The following is a 16,055-nucleotide window of genomic DNA, read 5'->3' as shown; positions in this document are numbered from 1 at the left end:
AGGTCCGGCTAATCTTCGTCTTCCACAATACCCATGAGTTTCATGGCGCCTTTCCAGGTTTCCTTGTTTTCGAAACCATCGCGCTTGCCGCCGCCGTAGCGGGCGTGCGCGAATTCTTCCACAAGCGATTCCCAACCTTCGAGCTTGCCGTCCTTCACAAGCGTATCAAGGTTCACCGCGGAGGCGGCCATTCCGAATTTACCGGCCACGCATTCCTTGCAAATGCTTTCCAGCTCCAAAAGCCACTCACGGCTGTCAGCCGTATTCACTCGCTGCTTCAGGACCATCATTTTGAACCGCAGTTCCGCGGCAGCGGAATTCTTTGCGGCGACCTCGGCTGCCTTTGCCTTGCGGCGACGCATGCGCCACACGGCCGCCACGGCAACGCACGCCCCAACGCACAGTCCCACGGCAAACGGCACCGCATTGAACTGCTCCGACACGCGCACCGGTACCGGTTCCGAGCGCATCTGCAACGGTTGCCCCATCTGGGTCGGTATTTCGAACCGGAGGGCGGGAATATTCAGGCTACCCGTATCCTGGGCAACAAGTTTGTATGTAAAGGTGATTGAAGCGACTTCCTTGCCGTCCTTTACCGATCGCGAGGACTCCTGCGAAACACCCACCTGCGCAATGCCCTTGGCGGTCGCCGTGCTCGTGGGCATTACCAAAAGGGCAGACCCCTGCACACTCCAACTGACTGTCACGGGGAAATCAAAGGTGTCGCCCACCGTGAGCGGGCCCACCGCCCCAGCCGTCACATGGATGCCCAAGTCCTCCGCCGTCGGCATCGGCAGGGCGGCGGCGCTGTCCAAATCCGTTTCTGTATTCAAGCTATCTTGTTCCATACCGCCGAATATACAAAAAATCCGCAGTCCAGAGACCACGGATTTCTAAAATGCAAACTAGAGGCTAGAAAGTCTTTGTGAACATGCCGTTCAAAAGTTCGCTGTACAGCATCAGCAAAATATCTGTAAAGTAGCTGTTGGCGTTGTTGGTAAGGCCCGATGCATTCACGAGCTTTGTACAGTCTTCAAGCCATTTGGAATTGGTGCCTATACCCGTTGCGCACCACGCTGCCAGCCATTGCGTGGGAACCGAGGTATTCTTTGCCACATCGGCGCCCTCGGCCAAATTCCAGGAATAGTTGATGGCCAAGGCTGCACTACCGGGGTCACCATTCGACTTCGCCACAATGAAGTTGTTCAAGACGGTGAGGACACTCAGGGCGCGCGGATCCTGGAACCAGTAGTAATCCCAAGCAATGCGCCACGGAATGCGCACGGATTCCTTGTTGAAGGAATGGTAGGTGAAGCCGGTCTTTTCGTTACCGGCGGCACCATTAGGCGGATTGACCGAGGTCAAGCCAATCAAACTCCAATCCGGGAAAACGCCTGTACCTGCGGCCTGCATCTTTTGCATGTAGTCGTACATGGCATTCAGCACGGCCTCCCACTGGTGAGTTCCATCGTACATGGCGAACAGGCGCAGTGCCACCGGAGAGAAATAGCTCAAGTTGTAGGTAATCGGCTTCCCGTTCTTGCCATTCCACATCGAAGTGTTACCCGACATAATCATATATGTCCCCGGTTCGATTTCCTCGTCCCAAATGGCCTTCGCAATAACCAAGGCATCGTTCAAGTATTCTTGATTTTGGGTCTTCTGGTACATCAAAATAAGCGATGTGGCAATATCCAAATCGGCGTCCGTAGCACTGGAGTTGTCCACAAGGTCAAATGTGAAAGACCTCGTAATCCAAGGCGTCAGGTTCTGGTTGTTGTACGCCCTGTAACCACGGGAGTAGTTCCACAAGCGATTAAAGGTCTCTGCATCGTTTTGGAACGCGGAGATAAGCATGCCATAGCCAATGCCTTCCGACACGGTACAGGCTCGAGACTTCATCGCACCCGAAATTTCGGTTTTGCACTGGTTATTGGAAGCCTGGGTAGACCAAATCACACGGCCTGCCGCAGCGTACGGACCATTGAACACATACGAAAAACCGCTGGCAAAATCAACATAATACTGGGATTCCGCTTCCAAGGTCACATAGTGGAAACCCAACCACGAAGGGTACAAACCAATAGGAACATTCGGGTTAGCCACAGAAGCAAGGGCGGCAACCGTACCTGCAGGCGTCGACGGAGTGGTCCCCGTAGAGGAGGCAGGGACTGGACCCGCCTGCGACATAGGGGTAGAGTTGAACGGATCAACCGGAGCAGCCGCGCTATCGGATTCGCCGCCACAAGCCGACAGGCCCAAAGCCAAACTTGCCATTAGCGGTATCAAATATTTCTTGGTGTTCATAAAAACCTCTAATTTTGCTAATCTCGCCATAATATATATTCAAATAGCCCATTTCGTGGCAAAAAGAACTAAAAAATAGCCTTGTGCATCCCCAAATTTGAAACAAATCACAGCAAACCGGCACTTTTCACCACAAAACATAAAAAAGGCCGCCCACAGGGCGCCCTTTTTAACACCGAGACCGAGTTCAAGAGAAGCCGGAACATCAACCGTATAGACGATGCAAATGCCACCCCAAGTGGAAGCATTGGCCGGTTCGGCAGGACCACCGGAGGCGGTCGCAGTACCAGCAACATTGAAACCTATACCGACACACTCCCTATTTAAAGGCCCTTGCGTCTTCACATAATTAATTTATATAAAAAACTTCTGCGGCACAAAAAAAAGACCGCCCTAAAAGGACGGCCTTTTTAAAGTGTCAGTCAAGGATTACTTGATGATGATCTTCTGGCTGAAGTCGACGGACTTGCCAGCGACGCGGACCATGTAGACACCGGCGTCGAGAGCAGAGAGGTCGAGAGAAGAAGAAGCATCGATAGAGCCCTTAACAACGATCTGGCCCTGGAGGTTCATCACTTCGGCGGTAGCAACGGACTTGATACCGGAGAAGGAGAGGGTACGACCAGCGAGCATAGCCTTCACAGAGGAGGCAGCGCGGACGGCCTTGATCGGAGAACCTCCGTTAACGCTAGCAACAGCGACGATGTTGAACTGACCAGCGGTAGCATCGGCAGCCTGGATCTTGAACTTCACAGAAGCGAGAGAAGCGCCAGCTTCGGCACCAGTCACCTTGCCCTTGCCCCAGCCAGCCTGGTTGAAGCCAGACCATTCGGTGCAAACCTGCTTAGCAGAAGCGGACTTCGGGAGGCTCACGAACGGGTTGTCGTAACCGATTTCGGCATCCTTGTCGTCGCCAAGACCAAGTTCCAAGGTAGCAGGAACATCAACCGTGTAGGAGATGCAAAGGCCACCCCAAGCGGAAGCGTTGGCCGGTTCGGCAGGACCACCAGAGGCGGTTGCAGTACCAGCAACGTTGAAGCCAATGCCGACGAACGGCTTGTAGGTCAGAGTACCGGCAGCAAGGGCGAACGAACCGCAGACACCACCGCATTTGTCAATGACGGGATCGAGGGCGTTGTCGCTATATTCGTTACCGAGAGCAACCGGCCAAGTGATTGTGGACTGACCGCCATCGGCGTCGTCAGCGTAGTTATACCAGTAACCGGCAGTTTCGGTGCCGTTGTCGAGACCGGTATTGACAAAATATTCGCCATCAGCACCAGACCAGCTCATTGCGGAAGCAAAGCCGGCAGCAGCGAGGATAGCTGCAGCGGAAAGGATTTTCTTATTCATAATTCTCTCTCTTGTTAATTGTTATACCCCTAGGGGCGGTTTGATGGTAATATAGTTTATTTTCTCGATGTTTGCCAATTTTTTTTTGAAAAGCAAAAAAAATGTAAGCTACATCTCATTTTGACTAGGAACACAATGCTTCAGAGTCCTTTGTTCTTTTTTTTTTACAAACAGCGGCCGTTAATCCATTGCAAACCAATGTGTTAGAGGTCACAAACGGCTCCTTCGCAACTTTTTTATTACTTTCAAGTCCCCCAAAAGCCTTTTGGGGAAATCTATTTTCACTATTATGTGTATAGAGAGAAAAAAACTACTCGGCACGGTCCTCGCGGCCGGAGCCATTTGTGCATCAACTGCGGTTGCTGCACCCCAATTCCCATTCCCGCAGCAAGTCACCTATAAGTATGGGCACACAGCCACCTTTGTGGACCCAGCTGTCATCCAGAGCCATTTTAACGACTGGAAGGGAGCCTGGTACAAAGACATGGGTGACGGCACCGCCCGTATCATTAGCCCCAACGATAGTACCGAGATGTCGGTCTCCGAAGGCATCGCCTACGGCATGCTCATCATGGTCTACATGTCGAGCAATAACGGCGACCACCAAAGCGAGTTCGACAAGCTCTGGGCCTACTGGAAAAAATACTCCAAAAACAACGGCGGCATGAACTGGCACGTGAACAACAACTCGGGGCGCGCCGACGACGGCACCGCCACCGACGCCGACCTGGACGCCGCCATGGCCCTGGTCATGGCAAGCAAGCAGTGGGGCAAGGACTCCTACCTTTCTGATGCCAAGGCCCTCATTAGCTGGATCAAGAGCAACGACATGGAGAGCGACGGTCGTGTCAAGGCTGGCAGCAACTGGAACCCCGCCCTCAACTCGAGCTACGTATTCCCTGCCGCATTCAGGCTCTTCAAGGATGTCACCAACGATTCCTTCTGGGAAACGGCGATTACAAACAACTTAAAGCACGTTTCGCAATGCCAGAATGCGACCACAGGGCTTATGCCAGACTGGTGCGACTGGAGTTCACACAAGGCGACCTCCACGGGCGCAGCCGTTTCGGGCGGTTCAGGCGGCTTTTACGACGACGCGGCCCGCACCCCGTGGCGCATGACCATGGGCTACCAGTGGTACGGCATTGAGGATGCCAAAAAGATCAACGACAAAATCGTAGGCTGGCTCGACAGAACGACCTATAGCAACGCAAGCCTCATTTGGCCCGGCTACAGCCTAGACGGTGCCTCCCCCTACAACATGTTCGTCACATCGACCTATGTAGGCGGTCTAGGCCTCGCCATGGCGTCTGCCGACAATCCCGGCTACTATCTCGAAACCATTTACGACGCCCTAGGGAACACCGTAGGCAAAAAGAAACCCGCCGACGGCAAGGGCGAAGCCTACTACCCGGCAACCTTGAACATTCTTTACTTGCTCTCGATGAGCGGCAACATGCCCAATTTTTACGACATGAGCGGCCTCACCAAGTATACCAAGACCGAAATGCGCCAGCCGCAGACGCCTGCGGGTACGCTCTTGCCCGTTAACGGCACGGCGAGCATCTCGGGCTACACCGGCTGGGGTGCCTATGGCGACAAGTTCGGCGTAACCGTGGTACACCCGGATTCCGGCAGTTCGGGTCTCTTCCAGCAGGCAGACGGAAGCGTTGTCGGCGCCATCGAGTTCCGCATTGCCCCGGAACCCACCTACGACGCCACCGCCGATTTAAAGTACCCGTTTGCGGGTTTCGCCCTCTCGTTCGACGAGAACGATAGCTACTACGACCTTTCCAACATTGCCAAGATAGTCATCAACTACAAGAGCCAAGGTGTTATCCGCTTTGCCATTTTGGACCAGCAAACGCAGCTGGACGGCAACGAAGGCGGCGAACCGGGCATTTACCTGCACCCTACGGACAATTACACTACGCTTGAAATCGACGTCACCTCGGCGAACTTCGCCACCAGCTACGACGCCTTTGTCAAAGACAAGTTCGTGGTACCTTCGTGGGTTACCACCATCCTTTCGCACGATGACGTGATGAAGGCGGTACGCGGTTTCAAATTCGAGCCGAAAATGCAAAAAGGCGGTTACGGAGCCATTTACCTGAGACAGTTTGACATATACGACAACACAGGCAAGCTTGTCACCACCTTGAGGAACCCCAACGCCGGACTCAAGCCCATTGCAGCGAACAAGAACGGTCTCTCCTTGAACGGGAAAACCCTCCAATACGCAGGTCTCGGCAAAAACGCAAGGCTCGAAGCCTTCGACTTGAACGGAAATTTGGTCAAAACGCTAAAAATCAGCGGTTCCGGTGCAATTGAGGTAGGAAACCTGCTCCCCAGCAAAGGAACTTACATCATCCGGCTTTGTGACAAGTCTTACACAAAAACCCTGCGTATTCAGCGGTAAACAGAAAAAAAGGTCCCCTAAAATTCATTTTTGACATAATAAATTATCTTATAGTAAAAAATCAGGAGTTTTTATGAAATTGAGTAAGCTGCTCCCTTGTCTTCTTTCCTTGGCGGTCATCCCGGCATTTGCCAGCGCCACGACGGCAGTCCCCAAAAAGGTCGGCCCTGTTAGCTACTATGGCGCCCTCCACACCAGCGGCGGCAAAATCATAGGCGAAAAGAACAACCAGGAAGTCATGCTCCGTGGCATGAGCCTTTTCTGGTCTGACGCAACGGGCCTCCCGTACTACAAGAAGGACGTGATCAGCTGGGCTGTAGACAACCTGAAAATGGACGTGTTCCGTTTTGCCATGGGCATTACCTGCTATAGCAGTACCTCGCAAAAATCCAACGGATGCGTCGACAGCGCAGACTCCCTCTCTAGCGGCTACTCCTACGCCACCTCCCCCGACAGCTACAAGACCATCGTCGACAGGATGGTGGAAGCTGCCGTCGAGAACGACGTGTACATCATCATCGACTGGCATAGCCACCGTGCAGAATACGAGCAGAGCATGGCGAACTCCTTCTTCAAGGAAATCTCGGCCAAGTACGCCAAGATCCCGAACGTGATCTACGAAATCTATAATGAACCCGTCAACACAAGCTGGGGAACCATCACAAGTTATGCAAACCAGGTTGTGCCGGGCATTCGCGCCAACACCCAGAACCTGGTTCTCGTCGGAACCCCGAGCTGGTCCCAGTTGACCTCTTACGGTGGCGTCTCCGGCACCAACATAGGCTATGTATTCCACTTCTACGCCGGCACCCATAAGGTGGGATCTTACGGAAGCCGCATCACGGCGGCCAAGAACAGCGGCAGCCCGGTGTTCATTACCGAATGGGGAACCGTCAATGCCGACGGCGCCGGTAGCGCCGACCAGGGCGCCACGAGCGACTGGATGAATTTCATGGAACAGAACAAAATCAGCAACTGTAACTGGAGCTTGCGCCAGACGAACGGCAAGGAAACCTCCGGCATGTTCGACGGCAGCACGGAACTTTCATCCCAGGGTCTGCTTGCCTCAGCAACCTATAGTACTTCTGGTAACCTTGTCAAGCAGTACCTCACCAGTCACGGACAGTCTTGGGCAGACTCCTTGATCAAGGGCAAAAACACCGGCTCTTGTGCCTTTAAGCACGCCCAGGCCAAAGAAACCGACGGTCAGCTGACCAATGCCCTCAAGTCGGGCTGCACCTACACATCGAGCAACGAAAATGTCGTGACGGTTTCTGGGTCCACTCTCGAAATCAAGGGAGCCGGCTACGCCATCTTGACAGGCAATGACGGTTCACAGAGTGTGGTCACTATTCACGAAGTCGCCAAGCAGACCATCCCGAACTTTACCGACATGTACTGCCGCTACAACGATGCCGACACGCACCCCTGCAGCATCGGCCGCGGAGCCAACTACTCGGGAAGCAACTCCAGCAACGCCACCTTCGACTGGATTCTGGGTTCCGAGAAAAAGACTCTCGAAGGCGCCACTTACACCCTCAAGGCTTTGAACCCGGACATTGTGGATATCAAGACCGCCAAGTGCACGAACTCGACTTACTGCTCTTCGACGCAAAAGGAAGCCAGTTCTGTAATCATGCTCCAGTTCAAAAAGATTGGCGAAGCCAAGTTTGTCGCTACGGCTCCCGCAGTTACCGGCTACACCGCCATGAACGACACCATCACGGTCACCTACCGCAAAGGCGAAAACAAGCTCTCGAACAAGATCAAAGACATGGTTCTCTCTCCTGGGGCTACCGCCGCCGGGGCTGCTCCCGACAAGACCCTGCTGGGAACCCCGATGAGTGTCTCGTTCAATGGAGAAGCGACATCGGCCTACATCACCAAATCGGGCACGGACCTTGTCGCTGGGACACAGAACGCGATTATCTACTACAAGGCTTACGCCGAAGAAACCGACGTTCTCGACGCCATCTCGAAAACGGTTACCATCATCATTGGCGACTCTGCCAGTGCGGTCAACAAAAACGAATACTACAATCTTTCCACCCCGGTCCTGGTAAAGGGCGTCTCCGGCGTCAAAGCCCAGTTCAGCAACAACGGTGTGGTGTTCTCCTCGAACTCCAAGAGCCCGCTTGAACTCTCCATCTTTAACGTGAACGGAGAAGAAGTGTTCCACAAGACGCTGAACTTGAGCCTCGGCTCTCGTTACGTCTCGCTAACCGGGCTCAAGTCTGGAAGCTACATCGCCAGCGTCAAGCAGGACGGCGGCAGAACCGTGTTCAACTGGAACAAGAAGTAGTTTATATCATAGAACAAAGAAAACCCGCGCTTCTGTGTGAGGCGTGGGTTTTCTTTTTGCCGTCTCCGGCAATCAACAGTACGTATTTACGTAGCGCTTTTGAAACTCCGGATCCTCATAGAGCCAGTGCTTTTCTTCCATGGACTGGTATTGCCATTCTATGGCCTTCATGTAGTTCTCGGGATTGCACAGCGCATTGAACTTAGCATCGAGTTCTTCGTCCGTTCCCGACTGGTTCACTAGTTGTTCCTTGGGAATGTAGCCATAGGGACTCCCCGCAAAATCGCTACCGAGGAACACGGCTCCCAAGGCGGCGGCTTCCTTCAATTTAAGGTCGCTCTTTGCCTTGTTGAAGTTGATGTTAGTCAAGGGCGCCAGGTAGAAGTCGGGGCGATAGCTTGCCGCCACCGAAGGGAACTGCATTACGCTGGTGTACGGGATGGTCGTGTACTTTCCTTCGAGCCCCTCCAAAAAGGAAGGCGTCCCAAAAACGTAAAAGTCGATGGTCCCCTCTTCAATACGTTTGCGCAACCACGGCACCCAGGGTCCTTCAAAGTCGCCCAGGTTGTCGGGAGTGCAATGCCCGAGAGCGCCCGCGTACATGACCTTGGGGACTCCCTGGAAAGACGATGTCGTTTTATGAGCGCCAAACAGCGATTTAGAGACCCCGTTGGGAGAAACAACCGCATTGACGCCCAAATCCGACTTGATGCGGTTCGCCAAATAGCGCGTGGAACAAACCACCGTATCGAACAGCGGGAGGATTTGCTTGTAGCGGCCGGCGACAATCCCTTCCACATCGCCCAGCCCCTTGGCGTCCGCCTTGATGATAGGCGACAAGTCCCACTGGAGGTCATCAATGTCGGTGACCAGTTTAAAGCCGCATTCTTTTTTGAGCTTGGCGTACATCATGACGGCTTCCATTTTGCCAGAGGCCGTGGGTCGCGGGATAATGACGGAGCGCACCTTCTTGAGTGCTTCCCTGCTCGTGCAGGTCATATGCGTAATAGAAGGGAACACCTGGAATTCATTGGCACGCATAAATTCCATCATAGGCAAAATAAGCCTTACCCAGTCGGACTGTGCCATATCACTCGGATGCACAATGACGTGAAACTTGTTCATAACAATTCCTCTTCTCTTTAAAAAAGCCTTCCCCGTTGCGAGGAAGGCTTTTCAAAGTTCCTAGACAAGCTAAAATTACTTTTTCTTCTTGGGCTTGTAATCCATGTCGGGGCGAATCTGCAAACCGATGGTCACCAAAAGGGACACAATCGGTTCGTGATGGTCCTGGGAGAGGTCATAAACGGCCACGCCCCCCATGCCGTCACCCTTCACCTGTTCGGCCACGGCCTTCACAGAGGGGATGCCCATGAACACAATCGCTTCGGAAGCACTCACGGCAAGTTCAGACTTGCTGGATTCATCGAAAGTCACCTTGTAGTCAGGAGTGTTGAACTTGCCCATCAACTCGGCATAGGAGAGATAACCTTCGTTGCCGCTACCCGTTCCCTGGTGTGCGGAGCCAAATCCGGTCGCGCCCATGAAGGACTTGCCGTAAAGGTAGATTACCGGGACCAACAGATCCTTTTGAACACCCTTCTCTGCGACAGCATTCAAAGCCTGCTGGACAATTTCGGCACCCTGGTTAGGAACCAAGGTCGAGGATTCTTCGGTCATCTTGTCGGCCATGAACACGTCCACATAGGTAAGGCGGTTCAGAGCTTCGGCGGTATAGCCGTCAAGACCGGCATCGGGGTAAACCGCAGCCGTCACAATCGAACCCGACATGCCGTCGACCAGAGCAGAGACCATCTTGGCGTAGGCCTCGGCATCTTCGCCCGTGAGGTTCTGCCAATCGAGTTCCACACCATCGCCGCCATTCGTAGAAATCCAACTGCTGAGGTTCGAAACAAACGTCGGCAAAACTTCTTCGGAAGTGGCGATAGTCTTTAACGTGCCCTCGGCTTCGGCGCCACCCACAGAGACCACCAACTTGACGTTGTTCTCCTTGGTGAGGCGGACGAGTTCCTTAAAGTTCTCGGCATCGTTTTCGTCGGCAAAGGCGACCGAGCCGTCTTCACTCGGAACCAAGTTCGCATAGTGAATGTTGGTCACGAGGTTGTAACGGATATCCTTGGGATAGAACTGGGAGTACTGGCTCCAATACGGATAGTAGCCCACGATTTTGTCGGCGGCAGCCTGTGCAGAAACAGCCATACCCAAAGTCAAAGCTAATGCAATTACTTTCATATTCATAACAACCTCGCCTTACTTGATTTCGCGGACAACGCCGGCTTCATCAACGCAATAAAGTTTAGTAACCGGGTACGTTTCGGTAATGGCCGGGTTCGACGCCTCGTCTTCCTTGCACTTGCGGTAAGCCCAACCATTGTCACGACCAAACAGAATGTACTGGATGCTAAAGGCCATGGTGTCAAGCGGAATCTTCTTCAGCCTGGTCAGGTCGTCTTTAGTATCAACAAAGTTGAACTTCTCCAGGTAGTTCTTAGTCACCGTAGGAATACCGGTCGAGGGGACCGTGTCCACCTTGGTCACACAAGTGGCCGAATCCACAACAGACGTTCCCATGTTCTTTCCGGACATCACCCAAATAGAATCACCCATGGTGTATTCCTTGAGGGTTCCGGCAGAATCAACGGCACCCTTTACAGAAACAATGGAATCAGGAGAAGTCGCCCCTTCGGGTGTAATGGTAATGGGGTCAAGCAACTTGATCTTGACTGTGTCGACGGCATCGCCTTCACCGGCCACAAGCTGCTGCAGGTTCAAAACCGTAAACTTGTTACCGCAAGTCGTTTTCTCTGATACCACCGGAAGCCAAATGGAATCCCATTGTGCTTCAGAGAACCCACCCAAATTGGGGTCAGCATAAATCTGGTGGATCTGGTCCAAATTGGCATGGAACGAATCGACATCGGCACTGATTTGTTCCGTTGTCAATTTCGTCTTGGCCTCGGCATTGTAGGTGTTGACGTAATCACGGACCTGCAAGCTGACCAGTTCCGGATGCAACTGCATGTAAACGGCATGGTCAAAATCATCGGGGAAGTTTTCTTCGACAGCCTCGGAGTATTCCACATCCATCGAAGAGCAAGCAACCATAGAAATTGCCGCAACAGAAATCAAGTATTTGTTAAGAAGTTTCATTGTACGTACCTCTTAGAAATTAACCGTTACATCGGCAATGATTACATTCTTATCTATGGCGAGCGAACCCTTACCAGGCTTGCCGACGCGAAGCTCGTTTCCAAACTCGTCGTACATCACGTTACCCGATTCGTCGAGTGCTGGGCTATACTCCACTGTATTGAACGTAAGCTTGTCGGTCAACAAACCGTATTGAACAGAAACGTAGGAATTCGGAGCAATTTTCACACGCGGGCCAGCCAGGAGCATGGTCTCTTCGGCCTTGACCAGGTTGAGATCCAGCGCACCGTTGGAAATCCGCCACAAGCCTTCGCCAAACTGCTTTTGGTACATCTGGTAGCCACCGAGGAAGCTGATCGGTCCCCAAATTTCGGCAGAAACACCAGCCATAAGGCGGTCGCTCTTGCGCTTCATGAACGCGTCTTCTTCGCTATGGTCATAAGAGCCTTGGAACACCAAGGAACGACCAATGTTCACCAGCTGGCCGATGTCAATGGATCCGCCTGCGGCGTATTCCATAAAGGTATCATCGGCGCCGTCCCACTTGATTTGGGCAAAGTAGGCGTCAAAGGTCACAGCGTCATTCCACTTGAGATTCAACGACAGGTTGAAGCCGTTGCGGTCCGGCGTGGCAAGACCAAACGGCAAAGCCATGTTCACCGACGGGTCTATAGCCAAGAGGACGTTTTCTTGCATTTCCAGTTTCTTGATGGTACCGGCATCGTAGCCATTGCGGTAGAAGTGGGCGTTTTTGTAGTTGTTGTACACCTTCGAATACAGATACTGGGATTCAGCCGTATTGGAGAGGGCGCCCACCAGGGACTGAGACGTCATAATGTTTGTGACGTTGAGCGGATTCGAATTGTACACAGACATATAGAGATTTTCGAGGCTCGACATGCCGAATGTGTTTACAGCGGTCGAATAAATGTCGTTGCTGTAGAGGGCGTTGGCGTTCAGCACCACAGAACCGCCGCGGAAGTTCGGAGCAGAAGCCATTTCGGACCAGAACTTCTCTTCGGTCTTGAGGTAGGTGAACTTCAAGGCTCCGGCAATGCCGGCAATATCGAGATTCACATACGGAGTCACGTAGAAGCTCGTCCCATCTTCGTCAGCAACATCTTCGTTGTAATAAGTGTCTGCCACCAAGGGAGCCGTGCTCACGTACACCGTAGAGGTCAGGTCGCCGTCGGCATTGATATACGTGCCTTCGGCCACCTTGTACTGGGATTTCTTTTCGGTTCCGTAGTAATCACGGTTGGCTTCCCAATTGGACATGGCGAATTCACCGTTCAAACCAAACGTGACCGGCAAGGTCGACAGCATCTCCTTGGAATCATAACCGAGCTCAAAAGACAAGACAGAGTTATCTTCGTAGTAGACAGTGTCACCGGCTTCAAGGCCGTGGGAGCGACGGGTCTTTACGCGGTCAAACACATCGGTGTAGTTCACACCGAGGCTTGCCCCAAAAGCACCGGCACCGAGGCGGGCACCATAGAAATAGCGGTCGGACCAGTCGAAGTCAAAGAACAACAGGTCTGTCTTTTTGGCCACGTTGCGGAGACGGGCTCCGGTCAACTGGGCGTGGATATCGTCCATCGGGCCAAGCTTGCCGCTGTGGTAATCGGCATTCACACCTTGCAGCAAACGGCGGGAGGTCGTATCCAAATTGCGCTGGGCCAATGCCTCAACACGCTTTTGAGCGAACACTTCCGGTTCCTGCAGCAAGAAGTTTTGCGGAACGTTGAGGGTAAGCGGGGTAAAGCCAACACGCATGTAACCCAAATTGAAGTCCAGGTGCTTGTTCAAAATAGAACCGTCGTAGCTGAACCAGTGCCCAATGACCGGATTGTTGTTCTCGTCAAAGGCATTCTGCCAATCCTTGTGCAAGCGAAGCTGCAAGGTGACCATGGACTCGCTACTGGGGCGAGCGGTCATCATGAGGTTCACATCGGAATAAGCCTGCGTTTCGTCCGTTGGCGAATCATCGCTAAACTGGCTGGACTTGGCCATCGAGACTGCCGCCCCGGCCTTTGCCGTTCCGTTCAGCTTGAGACCCAGCACCGACTCCTGGAGAGAATCCAGCTTTTGCAGGAGGGACTTCTGTTCTTTTACAACCGAGTCCTGGGCGCCAGCAGCAAAAGCCGCAGCGGCAGAGAACAAGACTGCAGAAGTGAGAGCGATTGTGCGATTTTTCATATTGAAATTCATGCTAACATCCTCCCTTTAAAATTCCACGTTAAGGGAAGCTTCAATGATAAACTGGCTGAACTCATGCTTGTACTTGCCATTATCCGTTGCCACATCGTAGTAGACCGGCAGGTTGTAGAGGGCGTTCTTTGTAGCAGCACTTAGCACTTTCGCCTTGGACGGGTCCTCGGCGTTGCTCGCATTGTATTCGGCAACCACAGCCGAGGTGTTGTACTCGTTGCTCACGTTGATGGTGCCCAAGTTCAAAGCAAGCCATGCATTGTTTTCGATGGAGTAGTCAAAGCCGACCATCCATTGCATTTGCTTACCCTTCATGAGCGGAGCCATTTGATTAGAAATAGCCGCCTGAAGATCGTTATATTCAGTATTGATCATCTGGAAGCCAGCCGTGAATCCCAAGCGAGGTAAGTACTGAACATAAAGGCCGGCATTGATGAAGTCGCTAGTGAGTTCACCCGAGCCTCCGGCTTCCAAGTCGGACTTGTTAACAGAACGTTTGTAGGATCCCGAAATTTCAAGAGGCTTGGAGAACCCAATGGCCTTGAAAATGTCGACCTTGGCGCCACCACCAAATTCCATGTAGTTGACCGACTTGAAACCAATCAGCGGGTCGACCTGGTTCAAGAAAGTGAACAAGCCCTGGACCTCGGCAAAGTCCTTGAAGGAGCCAATCACGTTCGCCTGGGCACCCACGCGGTTCGCCGTGGCAAGGCCATTCGGGAGGGCCATTTGAAGAGCCGGGTCAGCGAGCATGGAGAGCAAGGCAAGTTGATTGCGCGTATAAACGTTTGTCGTGTAGGAATTCTTGTTGTAGTTCGCAATGTTGTAGCTGTCGGTTTGGCCGTCCTGGAAGGCGCCGTCGTCGGTACCCAGGGAGGTCGCCACCGGAGAGAACTTCGGGGCAAAGCTGTAGAGAGCGCCAAAGGTGCTATAGAGCGGAGCATGGACGCCGTACTTTACCGTTCCGCCATCCATATCGGTATTGAGGATGCGCTGGGCAAAGAAGCTCGGGGACTGGGCCAAGTTGTTGAACCAGTTGCTGTCATTGAAAATGACATTGACCGCCAATTGGGCTCCCCAAAGGCTAGTTTTGTAGCCGGCGTTGATGTTGGCCAAAATAGCCATGCCGTTCAAGTTATCGTCAGAGACTTCGTCGATAAAGGTCGCGTTGCCTTCGGCGTCCAAAACCGGGGCTCCGGTTTCGTCAACAGCAGGATTTATCGCGTGAGAGTATACCTTGTCCATGGACATGGCGAATTCACCGGTCACATCCAAAGTCAGGTTTTTGTTTCCCATAAAGCCGGCGATATCGCCACCCAAGCGGGCGCTGATGACCGTAGTCTGCTGGGCGTCGGGCTCGGTGGGGTTAATGGCTTGACGTTCGTAGTAACCGTCGTACTCACCCGTGACAGGGTTCTGAGCCATCACGTTATTACCCGGATGACGTTCGGTATACGAGAAGGAATCCTCGTTATCGAAGATGTACATGCCGGTGGCACCCACATAAAGGTTCTTGTTCACCGGGAACAATTCAAAGTTTCCGGCGGCAAGCCACTTATCCATGTTCGAAGCCTGCGAGGCTCCCAGGATTTCTTCGTTCGGCAAGATATTGCCTTCGGCACCGGAGAGGTCCAAAACCGCAGTGCGGTTCAAGCGCGCCAGCAAGGCCTCGGCACGAAGCTCGCCCACCATCGGATTGATGGTGTGGCGGAACTGGAAGTTCGCACCTTGCAGGTTGCGCTGGTTGCCTTCAATCAGCTGGGACTTTTCGGCCATGTGACGCTGACGGGCAAAAATCAAGGGTTCATACATCACGTCGACACCCGGCAAAAAGAGGGTGAGCGGTGTGTATTGCTGGCGGAAGTCACCCACAATCCAGTAGAACGACTTGCCAACGTTGCCTTCGACGTTAATCCATTCCACCGAGATGCTCTTTGCCGCAGAGGCGAAGTATTCCTGCATGCCGGCTTCCAAGCGCATCATCACGTTGGCGCGGACATTTTCGTAAGGGCGGAAGTGGAAGTCGAGGTCGGCCGTCACAAATTCGTCCTTCTCTACATCGGGCATTTTGTCGATGGCGGACGGGTCCTGATCGGTACTAAAGTAGGAGGCCTCGGCAACTCCGCGAATAGAGCCGCCGAATTCCACGCCGCGCTTGGCGTTAATAGAATCGACCTTGCTTTCGAGCAGATTCTGGTTTTCAAACACCGGCGTAGCAGATGCCGCCACTGTAGAAGCAAGGAGAGCAATCAAAGATTTTTTCATGTTCATATTCATTTTCAGCTACCCCCT

General features: G+C 53.0%; 11 protein-coding genes. 2 read left to right on the top strand and 9 right to left on the bottom strand.

Features of this window, described 5'->3' with window-relative positions:
• Positions 1 to 8 precede the first annotated feature (8 nt).
• From BUB55_RS02875 to BUB55_RS02860, 4 genes are all read right to left on the bottom strand, one after another.
• Positions 9 to 848 carry a BatD family protein gene (locus tag BUB55_RS02875; RefSeq protein WP_200778510.1) on the bottom strand — a complete coding sequence of 280 codons (840 nt, stop codon included), beginning with the start codon at positions 846 to 848 and terminating at the stop codon, positions 9 to 11.
• 64 nt (positions 849 to 912) lie between these two features.
• Positions 913 to 2,277 (bottom strand): glycosyl hydrolase family 8, encoded by a 1,365-nt coding sequence (locus tag BUB55_RS02870; RefSeq protein WP_159431923.1) that lies wholly within the window; start codon positions 2,275 to 2,277, stop codon positions 913 to 915.
• A gap of 69 nt (positions 2,278 to 2,346) precedes the next feature.
• Positions 2,347 to 2,652, bottom strand: coding sequence for a hypothetical protein (locus BUB55_RS02865; RefSeq protein WP_073188057.1), 306 nt, complete (start codon positions 2,650 to 2,652; stop codon positions 2,347 to 2,349).
• Positions 2,653 to 2,736: 84 nt separating this feature from the next.
• A complete protein-coding gene (locus tag BUB55_RS02860) occupies positions 2,737 to 3,660 on the bottom strand; it encodes a T9SS type A sorting domain-containing protein (RefSeq protein ID WP_073188055.1) in 924 nt (307 codons plus the stop codon).
• Between the two features lie 289 nt (positions 3,661 to 3,949).
• Between BUB55_RS02860 and BUB55_RS02855 the strand changes: the two genes are divergently transcribed.
• The gene (locus BUB55_RS02855; RefSeq protein ID WP_073188053.1) at positions 3,950 to 6,079 is read left to right on the top strand and encodes a glycosyl hydrolase family 8; all 2,130 of its coding nucleotides are present in this window, start codon (positions 3,950 to 3,952) and stop codon (positions 6,077 to 6,079) included.
• Between the two features lie 73 nt (positions 6,080 to 6,152).
• Positions 6,153 to 8,381, top strand: a complete 2,229-nt coding sequence (locus tag BUB55_RS02850) for a cellulase family glycosylhydrolase (protein ID WP_073188051.1) — start codon at positions 6,153 to 6,155, stop codon at positions 8,379 to 8,381.
• Positions 8,382 to 8,453: 72 nt separating this feature from the next.
• Here the strand turns inward: BUB55_RS02850 and BUB55_RS02845 are convergent, their stop codons facing one another.
• The 5 genes from BUB55_RS02845 to BUB55_RS02825 all read right to left on the bottom strand — a co-directional run bounded on the left by BUB55_RS02845 (position 8,454) and on the right by BUB55_RS02825 (position 16,040).
• Positions 8,454 to 9,506 (bottom strand): glycosyltransferase family protein, encoded by a 1,053-nt coding sequence (locus tag BUB55_RS02845; RefSeq protein WP_073188049.1) that lies wholly within the window; start codon positions 9,504 to 9,506, stop codon positions 8,454 to 8,456.
• Positions 9,507 to 9,581: 75 nt separating this feature from the next.
• Positions 9,582 to 10,640, bottom strand: a complete 1,059-nt coding sequence (locus BUB55_RS02840; protein WP_073188048.1) for a glycoside hydrolase family 18 protein — start codon at positions 10,638 to 10,640, stop codon at positions 9,582 to 9,584.
• Between the two features lie 12 nt (positions 10,641 to 10,652).
• Entirely contained in the window at positions 10,653 to 11,552 is a 900-nt protein-coding gene (locus BUB55_RS02835) for a hypothetical protein (protein ID WP_073188046.1), read from the bottom strand.
• 12 nt (positions 11,553 to 11,564) lie between these two features.
• Positions 11,565 to 13,763, bottom strand: coding sequence for a hypothetical protein (locus BUB55_RS02830; protein ID WP_073188045.1), 2,199 nt, complete (start codon positions 13,761 to 13,763; stop codon positions 11,565 to 11,567).
• A 15-nt stretch (positions 13,764 to 13,778) separates the two neighbouring features.
• Positions 13,779 to 16,040, bottom strand: a complete 2,262-nt coding sequence (locus tag BUB55_RS02825) for a hypothetical protein (protein WP_073188043.1) — start codon at positions 16,038 to 16,040, stop codon at positions 13,779 to 13,781.
• Positions 16,041 to 16,055: the final 15 nt, after the last annotated feature.

This window comes from Fibrobacter sp. UWP2, from assembly GCF_900141705.1.
Lineage (GTDB): Bacteria > Fibrobacterota > Fibrobacteria > Fibrobacterales > Fibrobacteraceae > Fibrobacter.
This window is presented reverse-complemented; position numbering and strand designations above follow the sequence as displayed.

Excerpts from the sequence above, each read along its gene's own strand:
- BUB55_RS02850 (WP_073188051.1), top strand. The coding sequence starts at position 6,153 with ATGAAATTGAGTAAGCTGCTCCCTTGTCTTCTTTCCTTGGCGGTCATC.
- BUB55_RS02835 (WP_073188046.1), bottom strand. The coding sequence starts at position 11,552 with ATGAAACTTCTTAACAAATACTTGATTTCTGTTGCGGCAATTTCTATG.
- BUB55_RS02830 (WP_073188045.1), bottom strand. The coding sequence starts at position 13,763 with ATGAATTTCAATATGAAAAATCGCACAATCGCTCTCACTTCTGCAGTC.
- BUB55_RS02870 (WP_159431923.1), bottom strand. The coding sequence starts at position 2,277 with ATGGCAAGTTTGGCTTTGGGCCTGTCGGCTTGTGGCGGCGAATCCGAT.
- BUB55_RS02840 (WP_073188048.1), bottom strand. The coding sequence starts at position 10,640 with ATGAATATGAAAGTAATTGCATTAGCTTTGACTTTGGGTATGGCTGTT.
- BUB55_RS02860 (WP_073188055.1), bottom strand. The coding sequence starts at position 3,660 with ATGAATAAGAAAATCCTTTCCGCTGCAGCTATCCTCGCTGCTGCCGGC.
- BUB55_RS02855 (WP_073188053.1), top strand. The coding sequence starts at position 3,950 with ATGTGTATAGAGAGAAAAAAACTACTCGGCACGGTCCTCGCGGCCGGA.
- BUB55_RS02845 (WP_073188049.1), bottom strand. The coding sequence starts at position 9,506 with ATGAACAAGTTTCACGTCATTGTGCATCCGAGTGATATGGCACAGTCC.
- BUB55_RS02875 (WP_200778510.1), bottom strand. The coding sequence starts at position 848 with ATGGAACAAGATAGCTTGAATACAGAAACGGATTTGGACAGCGCCGCC.
- BUB55_RS02825 (WP_073188043.1), bottom strand. The coding sequence starts at position 16,040 with ATGAATATGAACATGAAAAAATCTTTGATTGCTCTCCTTGCTTCTACA.